General features: G+C 49.4%; 16 protein-coding genes and 1 other RNA gene. 11 read left to right on the top strand and 6 right to left on the bottom strand.

What is annotated here, in order from left to right; all coding sequences use genetic code 11:
• Positions 1-270: 270 nt before the first annotated feature.
• A complete protein-coding gene (locus ABEW73_RS01850; protein ID WP_076325732.1) occupies positions 271-1878 on the top strand; it encodes a DEAD/DEAH box helicase in 1608 nt (535 codons plus the stop codon).
• 190 nt (positions 1879-2068) lie between these two features.
• Here the strand turns inward: ABEW73_RS01850 and ABEW73_RS01845 are convergent, their stop codons facing one another.
• Positions 2069-2170, bottom strand: a complete 102-nt coding sequence (locus ABEW73_RS01845) for a YjcZ family sporulation protein (RefSeq protein WP_213643868.1) — start codon at positions 2168-2170, stop codon at positions 2069-2071.
• Positions 2171-2358: 188 nt separating this feature from the next.
• Here ABEW73_RS01845 and ABEW73_RS01840 point away from each other — a divergent pair, with 188 nt between their 5' ends.
• The 3 genes from ABEW73_RS01840 (at position 2359) to ABEW73_RS01830 (ending at position 3935) form a co-directional block, all read left to right on the top strand.
• Entirely contained in the window at positions 2359-3162 is an 804-nt protein-coding gene (locus ABEW73_RS01840; protein ID WP_430173743.1) for a YesL family protein, read from the top strand.
• Between the two features lie 44 nt (positions 3163-3206).
• Positions 3207-3398: non-coding RNA, 6S RNA (gene ssrS / locus ABEW73_RS01835), on the top strand.
• A gap of 144 nt (positions 3399-3542) precedes the next feature.
• Positions 3543-3935 (top strand): DUF1499 domain-containing protein, encoded by a 393-nt coding sequence (locus ABEW73_RS01830; RefSeq protein WP_006211699.1) that lies wholly within the window; start codon positions 3543-3545, stop codon positions 3933-3935.
• A gap of 72 nt (positions 3936-4007) precedes the next feature.
• Here the strand turns inward: ABEW73_RS01830 and tpx are convergent, their stop codons facing one another.
• Positions 4008-4526 carry a thiol peroxidase gene (gene tpx, locus ABEW73_RS01825; protein ID WP_071223106.1) on the bottom strand — a complete coding sequence of 173 codons (519 nt, stop codon included), beginning with the start codon at positions 4524-4526 and terminating at the stop codon, positions 4008-4010.
• 122 nt (positions 4527-4648) lie between these two features.
• Here tpx and ABEW73_RS01820 point away from each other — a divergent pair, with 122 nt between their 5' ends.
• Entirely contained in the window at positions 4649-5263 is a 615-nt protein-coding gene (locus tag ABEW73_RS01820; RefSeq protein WP_430173741.1) for a rhomboid family intramembrane serine protease, read from the top strand.
• Positions 5264-5354: 91 nt separating this feature from the next.
• A complete protein-coding gene (locus ABEW73_RS01815) occupies positions 5355-6290 on the top strand; it encodes a LysR family transcriptional regulator (RefSeq protein WP_430173739.1) in 936 nt (311 codons plus the stop codon).
• Positions 6291-6392: 102 nt separating this feature from the next.
• On the opposite strand, the gene ABEW73_RS01810 is transcribed toward ABEW73_RS01815, so the two are convergent.
• Both ABEW73_RS01810 and ABEW73_RS01805 read right to left on the bottom strand, forming a co-directional pair.
• Complete coding sequence (locus ABEW73_RS01810; RefSeq protein WP_215158628.1) at positions 6393-7073, bottom strand: zinc metallopeptidase; 681 nt, start codon at positions 7071-7073, stop codon at positions 6393-6395.
• Positions 7074-7115: 42 nt separating this feature from the next.
• Positions 7116-7565: a MerR family transcriptional regulator gene (locus ABEW73_RS01805; protein WP_430173737.1), complete on the bottom strand. Its 450-nt coding sequence runs from the start codon at positions 7563-7565 to the stop codon at positions 7116-7118.
• A 330-nt stretch (positions 7566-7895) separates the two neighbouring features.
• Between ABEW73_RS01805 and ABEW73_RS01800 the strand changes: the two genes are divergently transcribed.
• The 3 genes from ABEW73_RS01800 to ABEW73_RS01790 are packed head-to-tail and all read left to right on the top strand — an operon-like array spanning position 7896 to position 11200.
• Positions 7896-9335 carry an ammonium transporter gene (locus ABEW73_RS01800; RefSeq protein WP_430173735.1) on the top strand — a complete coding sequence of 480 codons (1440 nt, stop codon included), beginning with the start codon at positions 7896-7898 and terminating at the stop codon, positions 9333-9335.
• A 48-nt stretch (positions 9336-9383) separates the two neighbouring features.
• Positions 9384-10463: a DUF294 nucleotidyltransferase-like domain-containing protein gene (locus ABEW73_RS01795; RefSeq protein ID WP_430173734.1), complete on the top strand. Its 1080-nt coding sequence runs from the start codon at positions 9384-9386 to the stop codon at positions 10461-10463.
• Entirely contained in the window at positions 10460-11200 is a 741-nt protein-coding gene (locus ABEW73_RS01790) for a 3'-5' exonuclease (protein WP_430173732.1), read from the top strand. The genes ABEW73_RS01795 and ABEW73_RS01790 overlap by 4 nt, the downstream gene beginning before the upstream one ends.
• A gap of 35 nt (positions 11201-11235) precedes the next feature.
• Here ABEW73_RS01790 and ABEW73_RS01785 read toward each other — a convergent pair whose 3' ends face one another.
• Positions 11236-11763 carry a M67 family metallopeptidase gene (locus ABEW73_RS01785; RefSeq protein WP_430173730.1) on the bottom strand — a complete coding sequence of 176 codons (528 nt, stop codon included), beginning with the start codon at positions 11761-11763 and terminating at the stop codon, positions 11236-11238.
• Between the two features lie 105 nt (positions 11764-11868).
• Between ABEW73_RS01785 and ABEW73_RS01780 the strand changes: the two genes are divergently transcribed.
• On the top strand, positions 11869-12420 hold the full coding sequence (locus tag ABEW73_RS01780) for a TlpA family protein disulfide reductase (protein ID WP_430173728.1): 552 nt from the start codon (positions 11869-11871) through the stop codon (positions 12418-12420).
• A 93-nt stretch (positions 12421-12513) separates the two neighbouring features.
• On the opposite strand, the gene cimA is transcribed toward ABEW73_RS01780, so the two are convergent.
• Positions 12514-14130 carry a citramalate synthase gene (cimA, locus tag ABEW73_RS01775; RefSeq protein ID WP_430206368.1) on the bottom strand — a complete coding sequence of 539 codons (1617 nt, stop codon included), beginning with the start codon at positions 14128-14130 and terminating at the stop codon, positions 12514-12516.
• A gap of 237 nt (positions 14131-14367) precedes the next feature.
• Here cimA and ABEW73_RS01770 point away from each other — a divergent pair, with 237 nt between their 5' ends.
• A complete protein-coding gene (locus ABEW73_RS01770; protein WP_430173885.1) occupies positions 14368-15204 on the top strand; it encodes an MBL fold metallo-hydrolase in 837 nt (278 codons plus the stop codon).
• Positions 15205-15237 lie beyond the last annotated feature (33 nt).

Raw genomic sequence — 15237 nt, 5'->3', positions numbered from 1 at the left:
TTATTATGACTTCTTTAAGCTTGCTGGTATTCCAGAAATGTTTTGTGATATAATGTATTGGATATTCTTGAGTAGTCCGTTACATTGATAACTTTGCAAGCTTATCAGGATGATTATACATTAACCAGTCAACATGCTGGTGATAAGAGAAATATACCGGTTCACCTCGTGCAGAAAATCCTGCTGGCCGGGAAAGCCTATAAACGTTACCACTACTTAAGAATACAGAGAAGAAAGTGGAAGTCCACAGATAGAAGGAGTATGAACCTATTGAAAAATTTCGCAGATTTTGGCTTGGAGCCGCGCGTGCTGCAAGCAATTACTGAACTTGGCTTTGAGGAAGCCACACCGATCCAATCCCAATCGATTCCGATTGCTCTTACCGGCAAGGACATGATTGGACAAGCACAGACGGGTACGGGTAAGACAGCAGCATTCGGTCTTCCTCTTATACACAAAATCGCCAAGGAAGAGGAGCGTATCGTCGCTCTCATTATGACACCGACCCGTGAACTTGCCATCCAGGTTGCTGAAGAAATCGGTAAACTGTCCCGCTTTAAAGGAATCCGTTCCTTGGCTATTTATGGTGGACAAGATATCGGGCGTCAGATCCGCGCTTTGAAAAAGAAGCCTCAAATTATTATCGGCACACCAGGTCGACTACTTGACCACATCAACAGAAAAACCATCCGACTTGATGATGTCCAAACCGTTGTATTGGATGAAGCGGATGAAATGCTGGACATGGGCTTTATGGAAGACATCCAGTCGATCCTTAAGCTTGTTCCTGAAGAGCGTCAAACCTTGCTGTTCTCCGCAACTATGCCGGCTAACATTCAGAAGCTGGCATCCCAGTTCCTTAAAGAACCTGAGCATGTATCCGTTATTCCTAAGCACGTTAGTGCACCTCTGATCGATCAAGCATATATCGAAGTTCCTGAGCGTCAAAAATTCGAAGCCCTGAGCCGCCTTCTGGATATGGAGTCGCCTGAGCTTGCGATTGTCTTCGGACGTACCAAGCGCCGTGTTGACGAATTGGCAGAAGCATTGCAAAAACGCGGATACTCGGCAGATGGCCTTCATGGTGACCTGTCCCAGCACCAACGGGATACCGTTATGCGTAAATTCCGTGACGGAAGCATCGATGTCCTCGTGGCAACCGATGTGGCAGCACGCGGTCTCGACGTTTCGGGCGTTACCCATGTTGTAAACTTTGACTTGCCGCAAGATCCGGAAAGTTATGTACACCGTATCGGACGTACAGGCCGTGCCGGTAAGGAAGGTACGGCTTGGTCCTTCGTGACGCCGCGTGAAATGGATCATCTGTATTTCATCGAGCGTGTGACTCGTCACCGTATTCCACGCAAGCCGTTGCCAACGATTGCCGAAGCGATTGAAGGCAAACAACGTATCATCGCTGAGCGTGTGCTTGAAATCATTGATCAAGGTGAATTGACCGAATACAAAGGTCTCGCGATTCAATTGCTGGAGCAGTACGATTCCGTACAGTTGCTGGCAGCTGCAATGAAAATCCTAACAGGCGACAAGAAGGAAGCATCCGATATTCATCTGACGCCTGAAGATCCGATCCGTGCAAAACGCCGGAAGCCGGACATCCGTAATGGCCGCAAGCCAAGCGGCGGCTATGGTGGCCGCAGCAGCGGCGGCGGATATCGCCGTGATGGTGGAAGCGGAAGTGGCAGCGGTGGTAACCGTGGCGGCTACTCCAAAGGCGGATACAACCGTGATGGCGGCGGCAGCAGTTATGGCAACCGCGATGGCGGTGGCTACAACCGTGACCGCAACAATAGCGGTGACCGTAAACCTCGTTCTTACAGCGGCGGCGAACGTCGTCCTAACCGGAGCGGAGACGAATAGTATTGACGGTTAACTTTATCTGACTGAAGTAACCGAACACAAAAGACGAAGCAGCTGCCCACGCTAAGTGGAGCCGCGCTTCGTCTTTTGTTTATGTTTAAAGGGGATGCACCCAGGGTGCATCCCCTTTAAACTTGCAGTTTTAGATCAATAACAGCTGATCTGTTTCACTGAATGATTCAAGGAGTCATTAGATATAGAATGTGCCGAGAATGATTACAAGGAGAATGAACAGAACCAGGACAATTCCAACATTTGATCCGTAGCCGTACCCGCCGCCTTCACAAGACATACATAATCCCTCCTCTTTAAATTTGGAAATTCAAGCTTGTTGAATGGATTACGTGATATCGTATGGAGAAACGGGGGCAATGGATTGGATAAACACCTAGGGGCATATAAATTAGGCTCTGGCAATGCATGTACAAAATAAGGTATATTAATAGATACATGCATGATTTGAGTGAGGAGGAAACGGATTTGGAAATGAAAGGAGCCATGGGTGGCTTATACAAGCTCACCGAGTGGATTACCCGTATTGCTTTTTCGAACATCTTGTGGGTTATTTGTACATCGCCTTTCCTGTTTATTGTTCTAACCAAATTCCTGATGGCCGTTCAGACACCGGATGCGCATAATGAGCAGTTGCTGTCTAACTGGGTTCTCGGAATATTATCACCGTTTGTTCTGTTTCCGGCTACGGCAGCTTTATTTACTGTTGTACGTAAATGGGTCATGGGCAATCCGGACGTGTCCGTATTCAAAACGTTCTTCAAGGGTTATAAGGAAAATTACAAGCAGAGCATGATCGGCGGCATATTTTATACGCTGTTGTTCGTGATTATGTATGTGGATTACACGGTTTATATGACGCAGCTTGAAGGTTTCCAGCTTGTCGGCATTGTGATGCTCGTACTGCTTATCGTGCTGTTTGTCTCCCTGTTTAATTTCTTCTCCATGACTGTTCATTATGAGATGAAAACGTTGCAGCTGTTGAAAAATGCGGTGCTGCTGACATTGATTCGCCCGTTCCGGGTATTTTCGACATTGATCGGAAGCGCTGTCTTGGCATATATCGGCACCCAGATGCCAGTGCTGTTCGTATTCTTCCTGTTCTGCCTGATGGCATTGTTCGCGTTCTTTAACTTCTATGCTACCTTCACCAAAATGCAGGAACAGCAGGAGAAGATGAAGAAAGCCGAGGAAGAGGAGTCTGAAACCGAACAAGCTCTTCTGGAAAGCATGGATGCTGCCCAAAAGGGAAAGAATGGATCGAAACCTTAATATTACGAGGTTTACTTTTCCGGCAAAACCCCCTATAATAAGACTACATCCTGCGATGTTCGTTTCGGTTTTCCGTTGTTTTGAACCAATGACGATGTCTAGGGAGATCTATACGTAATCGTGGCTGAAATGCCCTGTCTATATGACAAGGGGAATTCATAAGCGGTTCTGCGGTCACCCACCTGCTAATGCAGGTTCGAAGACAATGTTTACCGGACGGCATAGGCGGGTTTCGTTAAACCAATGAATGGGCACCTCTTTCATTTCGAATTCGAAGTGAAAGAGGTGCCTTTTTGCTATATATAAAGGTTTGCTGAAAGCATAAACAATGTTAAACTAGAGTATGGATGGAACGGTCATTTATAAAGGAGGAACGGTCTTTGTCATTAAAACGAGTTCTAATTGGTATCGTGCGCAGCTATGACGGCACAAGCGACCGTGCTAAAGATCCCAAGCTGAAGACGCGTTATTACAATCTTTCAAAAGAAAAGTGTTTTGAAGAGGTTTCCTCGACACTAAAAAAAATTCCGGGTTACAAAGTTCTGCATGAGGTTAAATCCGTGGGAGAAATCACACTCGAGAAAAGAACCTCGTTTGGACGTACACTGGACATTACCGTATCCGTGCTTGGCATCAGTCCGGTTCGCAGCGCCGTTGATATGTATTCGGCGTCCCGCGGTTCCCTAGGGGATCTGGGAGCGAACTATCGGGTTATCTTGAACCTGTACGCTGTTCTGGATAAGAAACTGAGCAAGTATAAAGTGGATGCTTAGTAGAATAAGAAAAAGCGGGAGAGCTGCTCTCCCGCTTTTTAAAAGTGTGCAGTGTATGTAGCCTTTGGCGTGTTACCGCAAAGATTTTACTGCATCGATCGCGGCTTCGTAATTCGGGTGCTCCGTCATCTCACCAAGGTATTCTACATAGGTGATGGTATCGTTAGTATCCACGACGAAGATCGAACGCATGTCGAGCTGGAATTCCTTGATGAGCACGCCATACGCTTCACCGAAAGAACGCGATTTATAGTCGGACAGCGTAATGACCCGGTCAACGCCTGCAGCTCCGCACCAGCGAGCTTGGGCGAACGGAAGGTCGGCACTGATCGTAAGGATCACCACATCATCGCCTAGACCGGCGGCTTCTTCATTGAAACGGCGCGTCTGTGCGTCGCATACCCCGGTGTCGAGGGAAGGAACGACACTGATTAGCTTGATTTTACCGGCATAATCCTTAAGAGAAACGTCTTCGAGCAGGTTTTTGCTCACTGTAAAATCCGGCGCGGCATCACCAGCCTTGAGCTGTGGTCCGATGAGTGTAATAGGATTGCCTTTGAAAGTGGCAGCTCCTGAACGTTCTTGAGCCATGAGAAATCTCCTCCTTGGATATCAAAGTTTGGTGATCAGGTTCATGGTACATTATAATCTTTTTAAAAAGGGAATGTCCACTAAGGGGCATCCCTGGCCTGATTTAGGATGAGGAGGATGCTATGATATTCGTACGTTATGAAAATTGGAAAAGTTATTTGCGTTATTATCCCGTTACATCGCTGCTGCTCGTGATCAACCTGGTGATGTTCGCGATCACTTCCTTTGACGGCGGTTCCAGAAATCCGGTTACGCTGCTGAAATATGGAGCTTTATCGGATTTGCCGCAATTCGTTGACCAGGCATGGAGATACTTTACGGCGATGTTCCTGCATAACGGATTTGATCATTTATTGTTCAACAGCTTCGCACTGCTGGTATTTGTTCCCCCGTTGGAGAGAATCATGGGGAGCTGGAAGTTTGCCATCCTGTATCTGCTCAGCGGTGTTCTCGGTAATGTAATCGGATTGGCTTATTATGAGCGCATGGAACACTACACATTCCTTGTAGGCGCATCAGGAGCCATCTACGGAGCTTATGGCGCTTATCTGTACATCGCCCTGTTCCAGCGGCATGTCATTGATGAGTCGTCCCGCAAGACGCTGTTCACCCTGCTTATTTTGGGGATTCTGTTCTCGTTTACCCCAGGGGTCAGCCTTGTGGCACATGTCGGCGGATTGGTAGGCGGATTTTTCCTCTACGGTCTCATGATTCGATTGTTTAAACGTCGAACATAATCGGACCTAAGAGGGGTCTGTTATAATAGAATTGGATGATTTGATAAAGTCTTCAAGTCTTCTAGGGAATAAGAATGGAGCGATAAAAGGCGTGGAATTACGACAGTTGCAATACTTTGTAAAGGTTGCGCAAAAGGAACACGTTACCCAAGCGGCAGAAGAACTTCATGTGGCTCAGTCAGCCGTCAGCCGTCAAATACATCAGTTGGAAGAAGAGCTTGGTGTTAATTTGTTCATGCAAAAAGGACGGAATCTGCAGTTAACCCCGGTAGGTCAGCTTTTTTGCAAACGGGTGGAGAGCATTATGAAGGACTTGGACCGTGCGGTCGTCGAGATACATGAATTTCTGGACCCAGAGCAGGGGGAGATCCGCATCGGATTCCCACACAGCCTGGGTATCCATTTGATTCCGTCCATTGTGGCTGAATTCCGGAAGAAATACCCGAACGTGAAGTTCCGGTTCAAGCAGGGCATGTTCCCGACATTGATCCGAGACGTGGTTGGGGCTGAAGTGGATTTGGCATTTGTGTCGCCGTTTCCGGATCGTCATGATCAAGTGGATGGAGATATCGTCTTGACAGAGGAGCTGTTTGCGATCCTGCCGCCGAATCACCCGCTTGCGGGGGAGCAGTCCATCAAGCTGGAGCAGTTGAAAGAGGAGCGCTTTGTGCTGTTCAGCAAAGGTTACTCCTTGCGTCCGATTGTGTGGCATGCCTGTCTGGAAGCCGGGTTCACGCCGAAAATTGCTTTTGAAGGCGAGGAAACGGATACGATCCGCGGGCTGGTTGCGGCCGGTATGGGGGTTAGCCTGCTTCCTGAAATGGCGCTATTCCAGACGAATCCGCTGCAGCCGGCACGCGTCCGGATCTCGGAGCCGAAGGTAACGCGTTCCATCGGTCTGATTCACCGCGCGGACGAGAAGCTGCCACCGGTTGCGCAAGCCTTCCGTGCGTTTCTGCTTCAATATTTTGGTATTGACCCGTCGCCGAAAAAGGAAGGGAAAGCAGACTCCGCACCAACTCCCTAACCTGGCTTCATTCATCAAGAATAACCAATATAAAAAGAGGGCTTTCCTTCTCCACCAAACCATGGTAGAGAGGAAAGCCCTTTGTTGTTACGGTTGATTGAATTATTCCCGGTTGCTTGTAAAGATCATGATATAACGGATCAGCTCAAGCAGAGAGATCAAGGCGGCAGCGACATAGGTCAGGGCTGCAGCGTTCAATACTTTAGCGACTCCTCGCTCTTCGTCATTGGCGATATAACCTTCTTGAACCATCAACTGACGAGCACGGTTACTAGCGTTAAACTCGACCGGCAAGGTGACGAGCTGGAAGGCAACGGCGCAAGAGAAGAAGAGAATGCCGAGACCGACCAGGTTCATGGCTTGGAACAGGAATCCGGCAATCAAGAGAAATGGAGCGATACCCGATGCGAAGTTTACGACCGGGAACATCTTGTGACGGGCGACAAGCATCGGATAGTGCTCCGCATGCTGGATCGCATGGCCGACCTCGTGACAAGCGACGGAGACAGCTGAGATGCTACGTTCATAATAAACGGGCTCTGACAAACGCACAACGCGTTTGGTCGGATCATAGTGGTCGGAGAGCGTGCCTGGCACCGGTTCAATTGGCACATCGTGGAGTCCGTTGGCATCCAGCATATGCCGGGCTGCATCGTATCCGGTCATGCCGGTGCTGTTCTCAACCTTGGCCCATTTGTTAAAGGTGCCTTTGACTCGGAACTGAGCCCAGAGCGAGAATATAAAAGCGATAATAATGAGAATAAACATCCAGTCAGAATACATATATCATACCCCCATACAAAGTTGTCTTTTGGTTCTTCACCATTACATCGAAGTGAACTGGTTCAACAAAATTTGAATCGACTCGATACAGGCAGCTCCTTTAGGAAGGATGTTAGCAAGTACCTCCCGGGCTTGACTTGGTTTTAATTCACTCAAAAGCGGGTTGATTTCCTTCACATCCCGTTCCAACTGCTTCAACTGTATTTCGAGCTTGGTTAGCTTCTCCGTCATTTCGGAATCATCGGGTACCGACTTCCAGCGATCCAGTCTCTCCTTAATCTCATCGAGAGTATATTTCTCCTGCTTTAACTGATTAATACGTTCGAGAGTGCTTAAGGTTTCAGAACTGTACAACCGGTAGTTTTTTAACGTCCGTTTCTCAGGGGAGATTAAACCCAGCTTCGTATAATAGTCAATGGTTCTTTCGCTGATTCCGGCAACCTTGGCCAGCTCACCGATCCGGAAAAGGTTTCCTCTCGTGATCCCCATCATTCATCACCTCACAAGCTTTCATTGAATTGGACATTAATGAATGCATTTATATTTTCATTTTAATAGAAATATGATACATGATCATGAACCATACAGTCAAACGTCATAGTTGTGACAAAAAAATATGGATGTTTAGTCGTCCTTTTTAACTCTACATGATAGTAGACGATTTGCACTGAATGCACTTAATGTTAGATTATATTACATAAATGGTGTTTCCCATTCGTTTTTTTTGAAAAAAACCGTTGCGGATATTCATTCACCCCCCTATAATGACAATATGAATTCAAGTTGATGTTAGATTAGTTTACATTAAGGGGAGTGTAAAACATGAACAAAAGATGGCTAGGTTTAATGGCGGGAGCAATCGCATTGCTTGCATTCCCGGCGAGCGCGTTCGCCGCTGATGGGGGAGCCACGAACGTTGAATTAACCGCTGGTTTGAACTCCGTGTTCGTATTCTTGGCAGCATTGCTCGTATTTTTCATGCAAGCAGGGTTCGCGCTGCTGGAAGCCGGATCGGTTCGTATGAAGAATGCAGGCCACGTTGCCGGTAAAACATTCCTGACCTTCGGCATTTCGATCGTCGCCTTCTGGGCGCTAGGATTTGGCCTGGCATTCGGTAACGGAAACAGCTTTTTCGGATTTGAAGGTTTTTTCTTAAGCGGTGACAATGCATCAGGCTCATTTGATTCCTTGTCCGCTTACGATGTGCCTACGACCATTATGTTTCTGTTCCATTTATCCTTTGCAGCCGTCTCCTTGGCTATCGCTTGCGGCGGTATGGCCGAACGTGCGAAGCTTAGCGTTTATATCGTGTTCGGATTGCTGTTCACCATCGTGATTTACCCGATTGTTGCTCACTGGGTGTGGGGAGGCGGCTGGCTCGGGGCTCTGGGTATGCAGGACTTTGCTGGATCGACGGTCGTTCACTTGACAGGTGCTACAGCGGCGCTGGTGGCCACCGTTCTTCTGAAACCCCGGCTTGGCAAATATAATAAGGACGGGAAGCCTAACAGCATCCCGGGTCATAACCAAGTTTTATCGGTACTTGGCGTGTTCATCATATGGATCGGTTGGTTTGGATTTAATCCGGGGAGCACCATCTCTGCACTCACGGACGGCTTCTTCGGGTTTGTGGCTTTAAATACGAATATCGCAGCGGCGGCTGGCGCGCTTGCGGCGTTGCTGATCTCTTGGGCGGTTCTGGGCAAAGCGGATATACCCAGCATGCTGAACGGTATTCTCGCTGCATTCGTTGCCATCACAGGGGCTTGTGCATTCGTGGAACCTTGGGCGGCTGTCGTTATCGGTGCAGTAGCCGGTACGATTACCTTCTTTACAGCTCAGTGGTTTGACCGCAAAGGCATTGATGATCCTGTATATGCATTCTCCGTACATGGTATTGCCGGTATGTGGGGTGCCGTATCCACCGGTTTGTTCGCAGCGCCGAGACTTGTTGAAATTACAGGCGTAGGCAAAGAAGGTTTGTTCTACGGCGGAGGTTTCGGTCAGCTTGGCGTTCAGCTTCTGGGTCTGGTCGGAACGTTTGCATTTGTTCTCGTGATCTCATTCATCATTCTGTATATCATGAAAGTCACGATGGGTATTCGCGTAACGGAGGAAGAAGAATTGATGGGCCTTGATATTAGTGAACACGGAACTTACGGATATCCGGAGCAAATGAAACTTCTGGCGGAAGCGGAAGGGAAGTCCTCTGAGTTTCGTTCCGGAGGCAAAGCGGTACCTGGAAGCGACACCGCATTATAAATACTAGACTCGAAATGGTTAGTGAATATGTAATAAGGAGGCCGCGGCATGAAACCTCTGAAATCTGTCAATCTGCTTCCGGTATTCTCGGAAATTCAGACAGCAGCAACAGCCCAGCAGTTACGAGATGAACGGATCGCTTGTCATAACCATCTGATCGAGATGCGTCAAGACATGGAGCTGAGAGAGTGGATCGCATCCGTCAATACGATGCACGATCTGATTGGACAGCGTGCCGCGGCAATCTGTGAGCAGGACATGTGGGAGGCTGGCTTGGGCCGGCCTCCTGCGCGTTATGCGTTTGTTGCTTTTGGCAGCAGCGGAAGGCAGGAAGCTACGCTGTGGAGCGATCAGGACAATGGTCTGATCATTGGTGATGAGCTGGAGGAGGATCAGCTCCCTTTTTTTCGGGAATTTGGCCTTCGGCTGGCGAATCTGCTGGAGGAAGCAGGGTATCCCAAATGTTCGGGAAAGGTAATGTGTTCGGAACCCTTATGGAGCAAAAAGCTTGGCGATTGGAAAAATCAGATTAGCGAGTGGTGTGGAGACCAGCAGTGGGAGCCGATTCGCAATTTCATTATCGCTTCGGATCTCCGTCATGTTGCGGGAGATGGCAAACTATCGGAGGCATGGGTTGACCATTTCCGAAGCTCGGTCGAGCTGCACCCGAGCATCGGCAATGCCGTGCTGCGAAACACGGTCAAGCACAAGGCAACGCTGAATGTTATGGGGCGAATTGTGACGGAGCGGTTTGGTGAGCATGCCGGTGAATTTGACGTAAAGTATGGCGTCTATATTCCGCTTGTGAACAGCATTCGCACGTTGGCGCTGCAAAGAGGCATCATCGAAACCTCAACGCAAAAGCGCATGGAGAAGGTGATGCTGCTTGAGGGCGGCAACTTGCTGCTGGAAAGCGTGCAGCGTGCTTTCTTGACGGCGCTTCGGCTGAGAAATAACACGCCCCATAGGCTGGAGAACGGGCTGATCACGAGCAGCGGGTATATCCCGCAGGAGCAGCTCAAGAACAAAACCATGCAGTACGAGCTTCGCGATACGCTGGGTGTTGTCAGACGGATACACCGGTCATTGCAGCGAGAGCACCGTTTTGCGGAGAGGAGGAACCCATGACGGAACCGGGACAATCAAACGGGGGCTTCTGGAGATCACTCCGCTTGGGTAACTTTAATTCCGCCATCGCTTCCATGCGCGGGGCGCAGACGGCGCAGCAGTTGGCCTTCATCCGATCCCAGATGAAGGATAACCGGAGGCCGGAGGTTCTGGGTACCCCGCTGGACGAGCTGGAGGTTGTCGTATTTGATCTGGAGTCGACGGGGTTCAACCACCAGCACGGTGATGAAATTTTGTCATTCGGTGCAATCAAGGTCATCGGGGAGCAAGTGATCGAGAACGAAACTTTTCATATGATCGTTAACAGCGGTGCCCCTGTTCCTCCATTCATTGCGGAGCTTACAGGAATTACGCAGCTTATGGTTGATGCAGCCCCGCCTTTAATGGAGGGGCTGCATGATTTCATGGCTTTTATAGGCGGCAGGGTGCTTGTTGCCCATGCCGCTGCCCATGACCGCGGATTCCTGAACGCAGCCTTGTGGAAGACATCGAAGGTCCGATTAACCCATCGGCTCCTCGATACAATGATGCTCGCACAGCGATTATATCCTGAGCAGAAGGACTACAGTTTGGATGAGCTGCTGCGGAGCAGCGGTATTCCGGTGGAGGGCCGGCATCATGCTCTATCCGATGCGTGCATGACCGCCCGGCTGTGGGCGGACTATATGAAAGAAATTCAGGCGCGCGGCCATGCAACCACACTGGGAGATTTGTATGTCTATCTAAGCGAGGGATAACCTCGAACATGATGGATGCAGCGATAGTTATGACCCTATTTGATCCGGCAAGGAATCGGGGCTAGGGAATAGAACTCCGCTCCTGGACGAACCCAGGAATTTGACGGTAGATCGCAGTCTAATTCGGAGGTTCCTTTTCCCCGAATAATTTTGTAGGCATGAAGCTGCAAGGGTCTCAAGCCGGGAGCGTTTGGAGCTGCGGGAGATCCGATGGCATATACCTGAAGCAATCCGCCGAAGGATGGAAGCTGCAGCAGATCCTCGCCGGACGGCTCAGGGGATGTGTGCGGGTGACTGTGAAACAAACCGACGATTCCTTTTTCAGTTAACACCAAGCGGGTCCATTGAGTAGGGTCGAGATGAAAAGAATGCAGCGGAAACTCCGCTGTATTGGTTACGGGGATAAATTGCGTAACGGTTATCGATCGGCTTGTTGCGCTAGAGTGCCCGGTAAGGACGCCACAGGCTTCCTCAGGCAGACAATCATACGTATAGTCCGATATATGCTGTTGTACTGCCGCGTGCAGCAGAAGCTGCTCCAGGGCCATGTCAGACGGGTTCATCTTTTTCCCTCCGGGCTATAATTGAAGTTGATCGCGTGTTTGAAAGATCAGGGTTTCAGGGTACAATAGGGACTATAACTAAGTTTAGCAAAGGAACCTATACCTATGAAACGAAATATCTTCATTCTCGTCCTGCTTGTTGTTGCGGCAGGCGCTGTAATCTATAACCAAGCCGGCGACAATATCCAAGCCGTCTTCACGCAGGAGAAGCCGCTCCCGACGGAGACTGGCGCCAAGGCCGGACTCCTTGCCCCCACCTTCACATTGAAGGGGATGGACGACAAGACCTATGCCGGCGGTGGTGCTCGCGATAAAGCGATGGTCGTCAATTTCTGGGCATCATGGTGTGAACCGTGCAAGCAAGAAGCCCCGGAGCTCGATAAGTTGGCAGCGGAATATGCAGATGAGCTGGAAATCTACGGCGTGAACGTGTCCAAGTATGACAATGAGAAGAAAGCGCGTCAATTCGTTAAGGATTTTGAACTCCGGTATCCGATCCTTCTCGATCCCAAAGGAGAAGTGTTCGAGGAGTTGTATAAAGGCCAGGTCTTCCCGACGAATGTGCTGATTGATCGAAACGGCGTGATCCAGGAAATCATTCTTGGCGCTCCGGATCCCAAGGATCTTCGTAAAAAGGTAACCAAGCTGTTGAATTAGTTGTGAAGCGAAAAGCGGCGGAAATACCAAAAAAAGCGCGGCCACCATGTTCATGACATGGCGGATACGCGCTTTTTATATTTGGATACAGTCTTAGTGATTAACCAACCCTTGTCTAGTCGCGGACTCATGCACCTGTTCCGGTGAGATTTGGCCGAGCAGCGCATAGCGCATACTGTCCACCAGCGCTTCCCAGCTCGCCTCAATGACGTTGCTGGAGACCCCGACGGTGTTCCAGGAATTCTCAAAGTTCTTGGACTCGATCAGCACCCGTACTTTGGCTGCCGTCGCATCCTTGTCATCGAGCACCCGTACCTTATAGTCAGCGAGATGCATTTCCTTGAGTGTCGGGAAGTATTGGACCAGCGCTTTACGCAGCGCGTTGTCAAGCGCATTGACCGGACCGTTGCCTTCTGCCGCAGTGTAGATGCTCTCACCGGCAACGTTGACTTTAACGAAGGCTTCGGAGACAACCGGTTGCCCGGCTGATTTCTCTACCAGCATTTTGAAGGATTCGAAGGTAAACAGCTCCTTAAGCTCTCCGTTCGCTTCCCGAAGAAGCAGCTCCAGGGAGGCGTCCGCGCCTTCGAATTGATATCCTTCATGTTCAAGATCCTTGATTTTTCCGATAATATGCTTGGATTGTTCACTAGCCGGATCAAAGTCAAGACCCATGTCTTGCGCCTTCGATACGATGTTGCTCTGTCCTGCAAGCTCGGAAACAAGCACGCGCTGCTTGTTTCCGACTTTCTCCGGTTCGATATGCTCGTACGTTCTGGAATCGCGCAGGATCGCCGAAACATGGATGCCTCCCTTATGGGCAAAGGCAGCGTTACCCACATACGGCTGGTTAACCGGCATATTGACGTTGGCGATTTCACTGATATACCGTGCGGTATTTGTCAGCGTGCGTAGGTTATCGTCTCCGATGCACTCATAGCCCAGCTTCAACTGCAGATTCGGGATGATGGAGCACAGGTTGGCATTCCCGCAACGTTCCCCATAACCGTTCATCGTTCCCTGCACATGCTGGACACCAGCCTGTACGGCACTCAGGGTGTTGGCAACGGCAAGCTCGCAATCGTTGTGGGTGTGAATGCCGAGTGGAGCGCCGGGCAATGGACCCGCTAAAGATGTCACAATGTCCGAGATCTCGTGCGGGAGACTGCCGCCGTTCGTATCGCACATGACAAGCCAATCAGCGCCTGCCTCTCGTGCTTTGGACAATACGGCAACAGCATATTCGGGATTGTTCTTATAGCCGTCAAAAAAGTGCTCGGCATCAAAAATCACTTCGAGGCCTTTTTGCTTCAGGAAAGCGATGGAATCATAGATCATCGCCAGATTCTCTTCGAGTGTCGTCTGAAGCGCGGTATGGACGTGGAAATCCCATGACTTCCCGACCAAAGTGGCCGCAGAAACGCCGGATTCCAAAATCCGAAGCAGATTGGCATCCTGGTCGGCGATGGAGCCTTTGCGGCGAGTGCTGCCAAACGCGGTTACTTTTGAGGTTAAGCCGAGATCCTGGACTCTTTTGAAAAATTCGATGTCCTTGCTGTTGCTTCCCGGGATACCGCCTTCAATATAATGAACACCAAGAGCATCGAGTTTCTTGGCGATTTTGACCTTGTCGTCCGCCGACAAGCTGATTCCTTCGCCTTGGGTTCCGTCGCGAAGTGTCGTATCAAAGATGGAAATGGACTTAGACATGATGTCCTCCTTTGGGTGTCCGGGATTGGACCGTATTGTTTATAATTTTGTATTATAGCATTTCTTTGCGGGAAAGTAACAGAGTAAAACAAACTTTTCCCCAAGGGGCCATTCTTGACCATCGTCGGGCCCGAACGTTATGCTGAAGGCGTTGGTCCAGCTTCGTGATTCCTCATGGATAATGAGATGATGACACTGCATTGACTAAAGAATATATAATGGAATGGAGTTTATGACATGATTCAATATTCTAATGATCAGGTGACGATTTTTCAAAGTGCGTTATTTCAGACCACTTCAACGGTCATCCAGCTGGATGAGAGTATTATTATCATCGATCCGAATTGGCTTCCACACGAAATCGATGAGATTCGAGAACATGTTAACGCGGTTCGGGGAAACAGGGAATGTTATCTCATCTTCACGCATGGGGACTACGACCACATTATCGGATATAAGGCTTTCCCGGACGCCAAGACGATTGGGAGTGCCGGACTTAGAGATGACCCGGAAAAAGAGCGCAAACTGAAATCAATTCGTGATTTTGATGCTTCCCACTATATTACTCGCGATTATCCCATAGAATTCCCGGTACTTGATATCGTTATCGAGGAAGATGGACAACAGCTCGCAATGGGCTCCACAACGCTTACGTTCTATAGAGCACCGGGACATACGGCCGACGGCTTGTTTACCGTAATTGACTCTGTGGGCGTATTTGCAGCCGGTGACTACTTATCCGATTTTGAGCTTCCATTTATCTTCCAAAGTGCGAGGGACTATGAAGGAACGATTCGCCAAGCTGCAAGGATTCTGAAGGAGCATCCGGTTGCTTTGCTCATCCCTGGGCATGGCCGGCATACGACAAGCCGACCTGAGATGAATCGAAGAGTGGAGGCAGCCCGGAGCTATCTGGAACGACTGCGTCAGGCTGTTATAGATGGCGATGATACGGCCCTTGACCAGCTGCGGCAGGAGCACGGATTTGTCTCCGAATTCACGGCGAAGTGCCATAAGGAAAACGTGAGAATCATTCAAAATGAACTTCAAGAAGAGGGCAGCAATAAGACTTAAGTAGAACCGTACCATAAGAAAGAAGGAATTCTG

Origin of the sequence: Paenibacillus lautus (assembly GCF_050482385.1) — a bacterium.
Lineage (GTDB): Bacteria > Bacillota > Bacilli > Paenibacillales > Paenibacillaceae > Paenibacillus_AQ > Paenibacillus_AQ lautus_B.
The sequence above is the reverse complement of the archived record's forward strand: the minus strand, read 5'-3'. Positions and strand labels throughout refer to the sequence as shown.

Bases quoted from the DNA above. Each gene is read 5' to 3' on its own strand.
- ABEW73_RS01845 (WP_213643868.1), bottom strand. From the start codon at position 2,170: ATGTCTTGTGAAGGCGGCGGGTACGGCTACGGATCAAATGTTGGAATT.
- tpx (WP_071223106.1), bottom strand. From the start codon at position 4,526: ATGGCTCAAGAACGTTCAGGAGCTGCCACTTTCAAAGGCAATCCTATT.
- ABEW73_RS01820 (WP_430173741.1), top strand. From the start codon at position 4,649: ATGATATTCGTACGTTATGAAAATTGGAAAAGTTATTTGCGTTATTAT.
- ABEW73_RS01810 (WP_215158628.1), bottom strand. From the start codon at position 7,073: ATGTATTCTGACTGGATGTTTATTCTCATTATTATCGCTTTTATATTC.
- ABEW73_RS01805 (WP_430173737.1), bottom strand. From the start codon at position 7,565: ATGATGGGGATCACGAGAGGAAACCTTTTCCGGATCGGTGAGCTGGCC.
- ABEW73_RS01800 (WP_430173735.1), top strand. From the start codon at position 7,896: ATGAACAAAAGATGGCTAGGTTTAATGGCGGGAGCAATCGCATTGCTT.
- ABEW73_RS01795 (WP_430173734.1), top strand. From the start codon at position 9,384: ATGAAACCTCTGAAATCTGTCAATCTGCTTCCGGTATTCTCGGAAATT.
- ABEW73_RS01790 (WP_430173732.1), top strand. From the start codon at position 10,460: ATGACGGAACCGGGACAATCAAACGGGGGCTTCTGGAGATCACTCCGC.
- ABEW73_RS01785 (WP_430173730.1), bottom strand. From the start codon at position 11,763: ATGAACCCGTCTGACATGGCCCTGGAGCAGCTTCTGCTGCACGCGGCA.
- ABEW73_RS01780 (WP_430173728.1), top strand. From the start codon at position 11,869: ATGAAACGAAATATCTTCATTCTCGTCCTGCTTGTTGTTGCGGCAGGC.
- cimA (WP_430206368.1), bottom strand. From the start codon at position 14,130: ATGTCTAAGTCCATTTCCATCTTTGATACGACACTTCGCGACGGAACC.
- ABEW73_RS01770 (WP_430173885.1), top strand. From the start codon at position 14,368: ATGATTCAATATTCTAATGATCAGGTGACGATTTTTCAAAGTGCGTTA.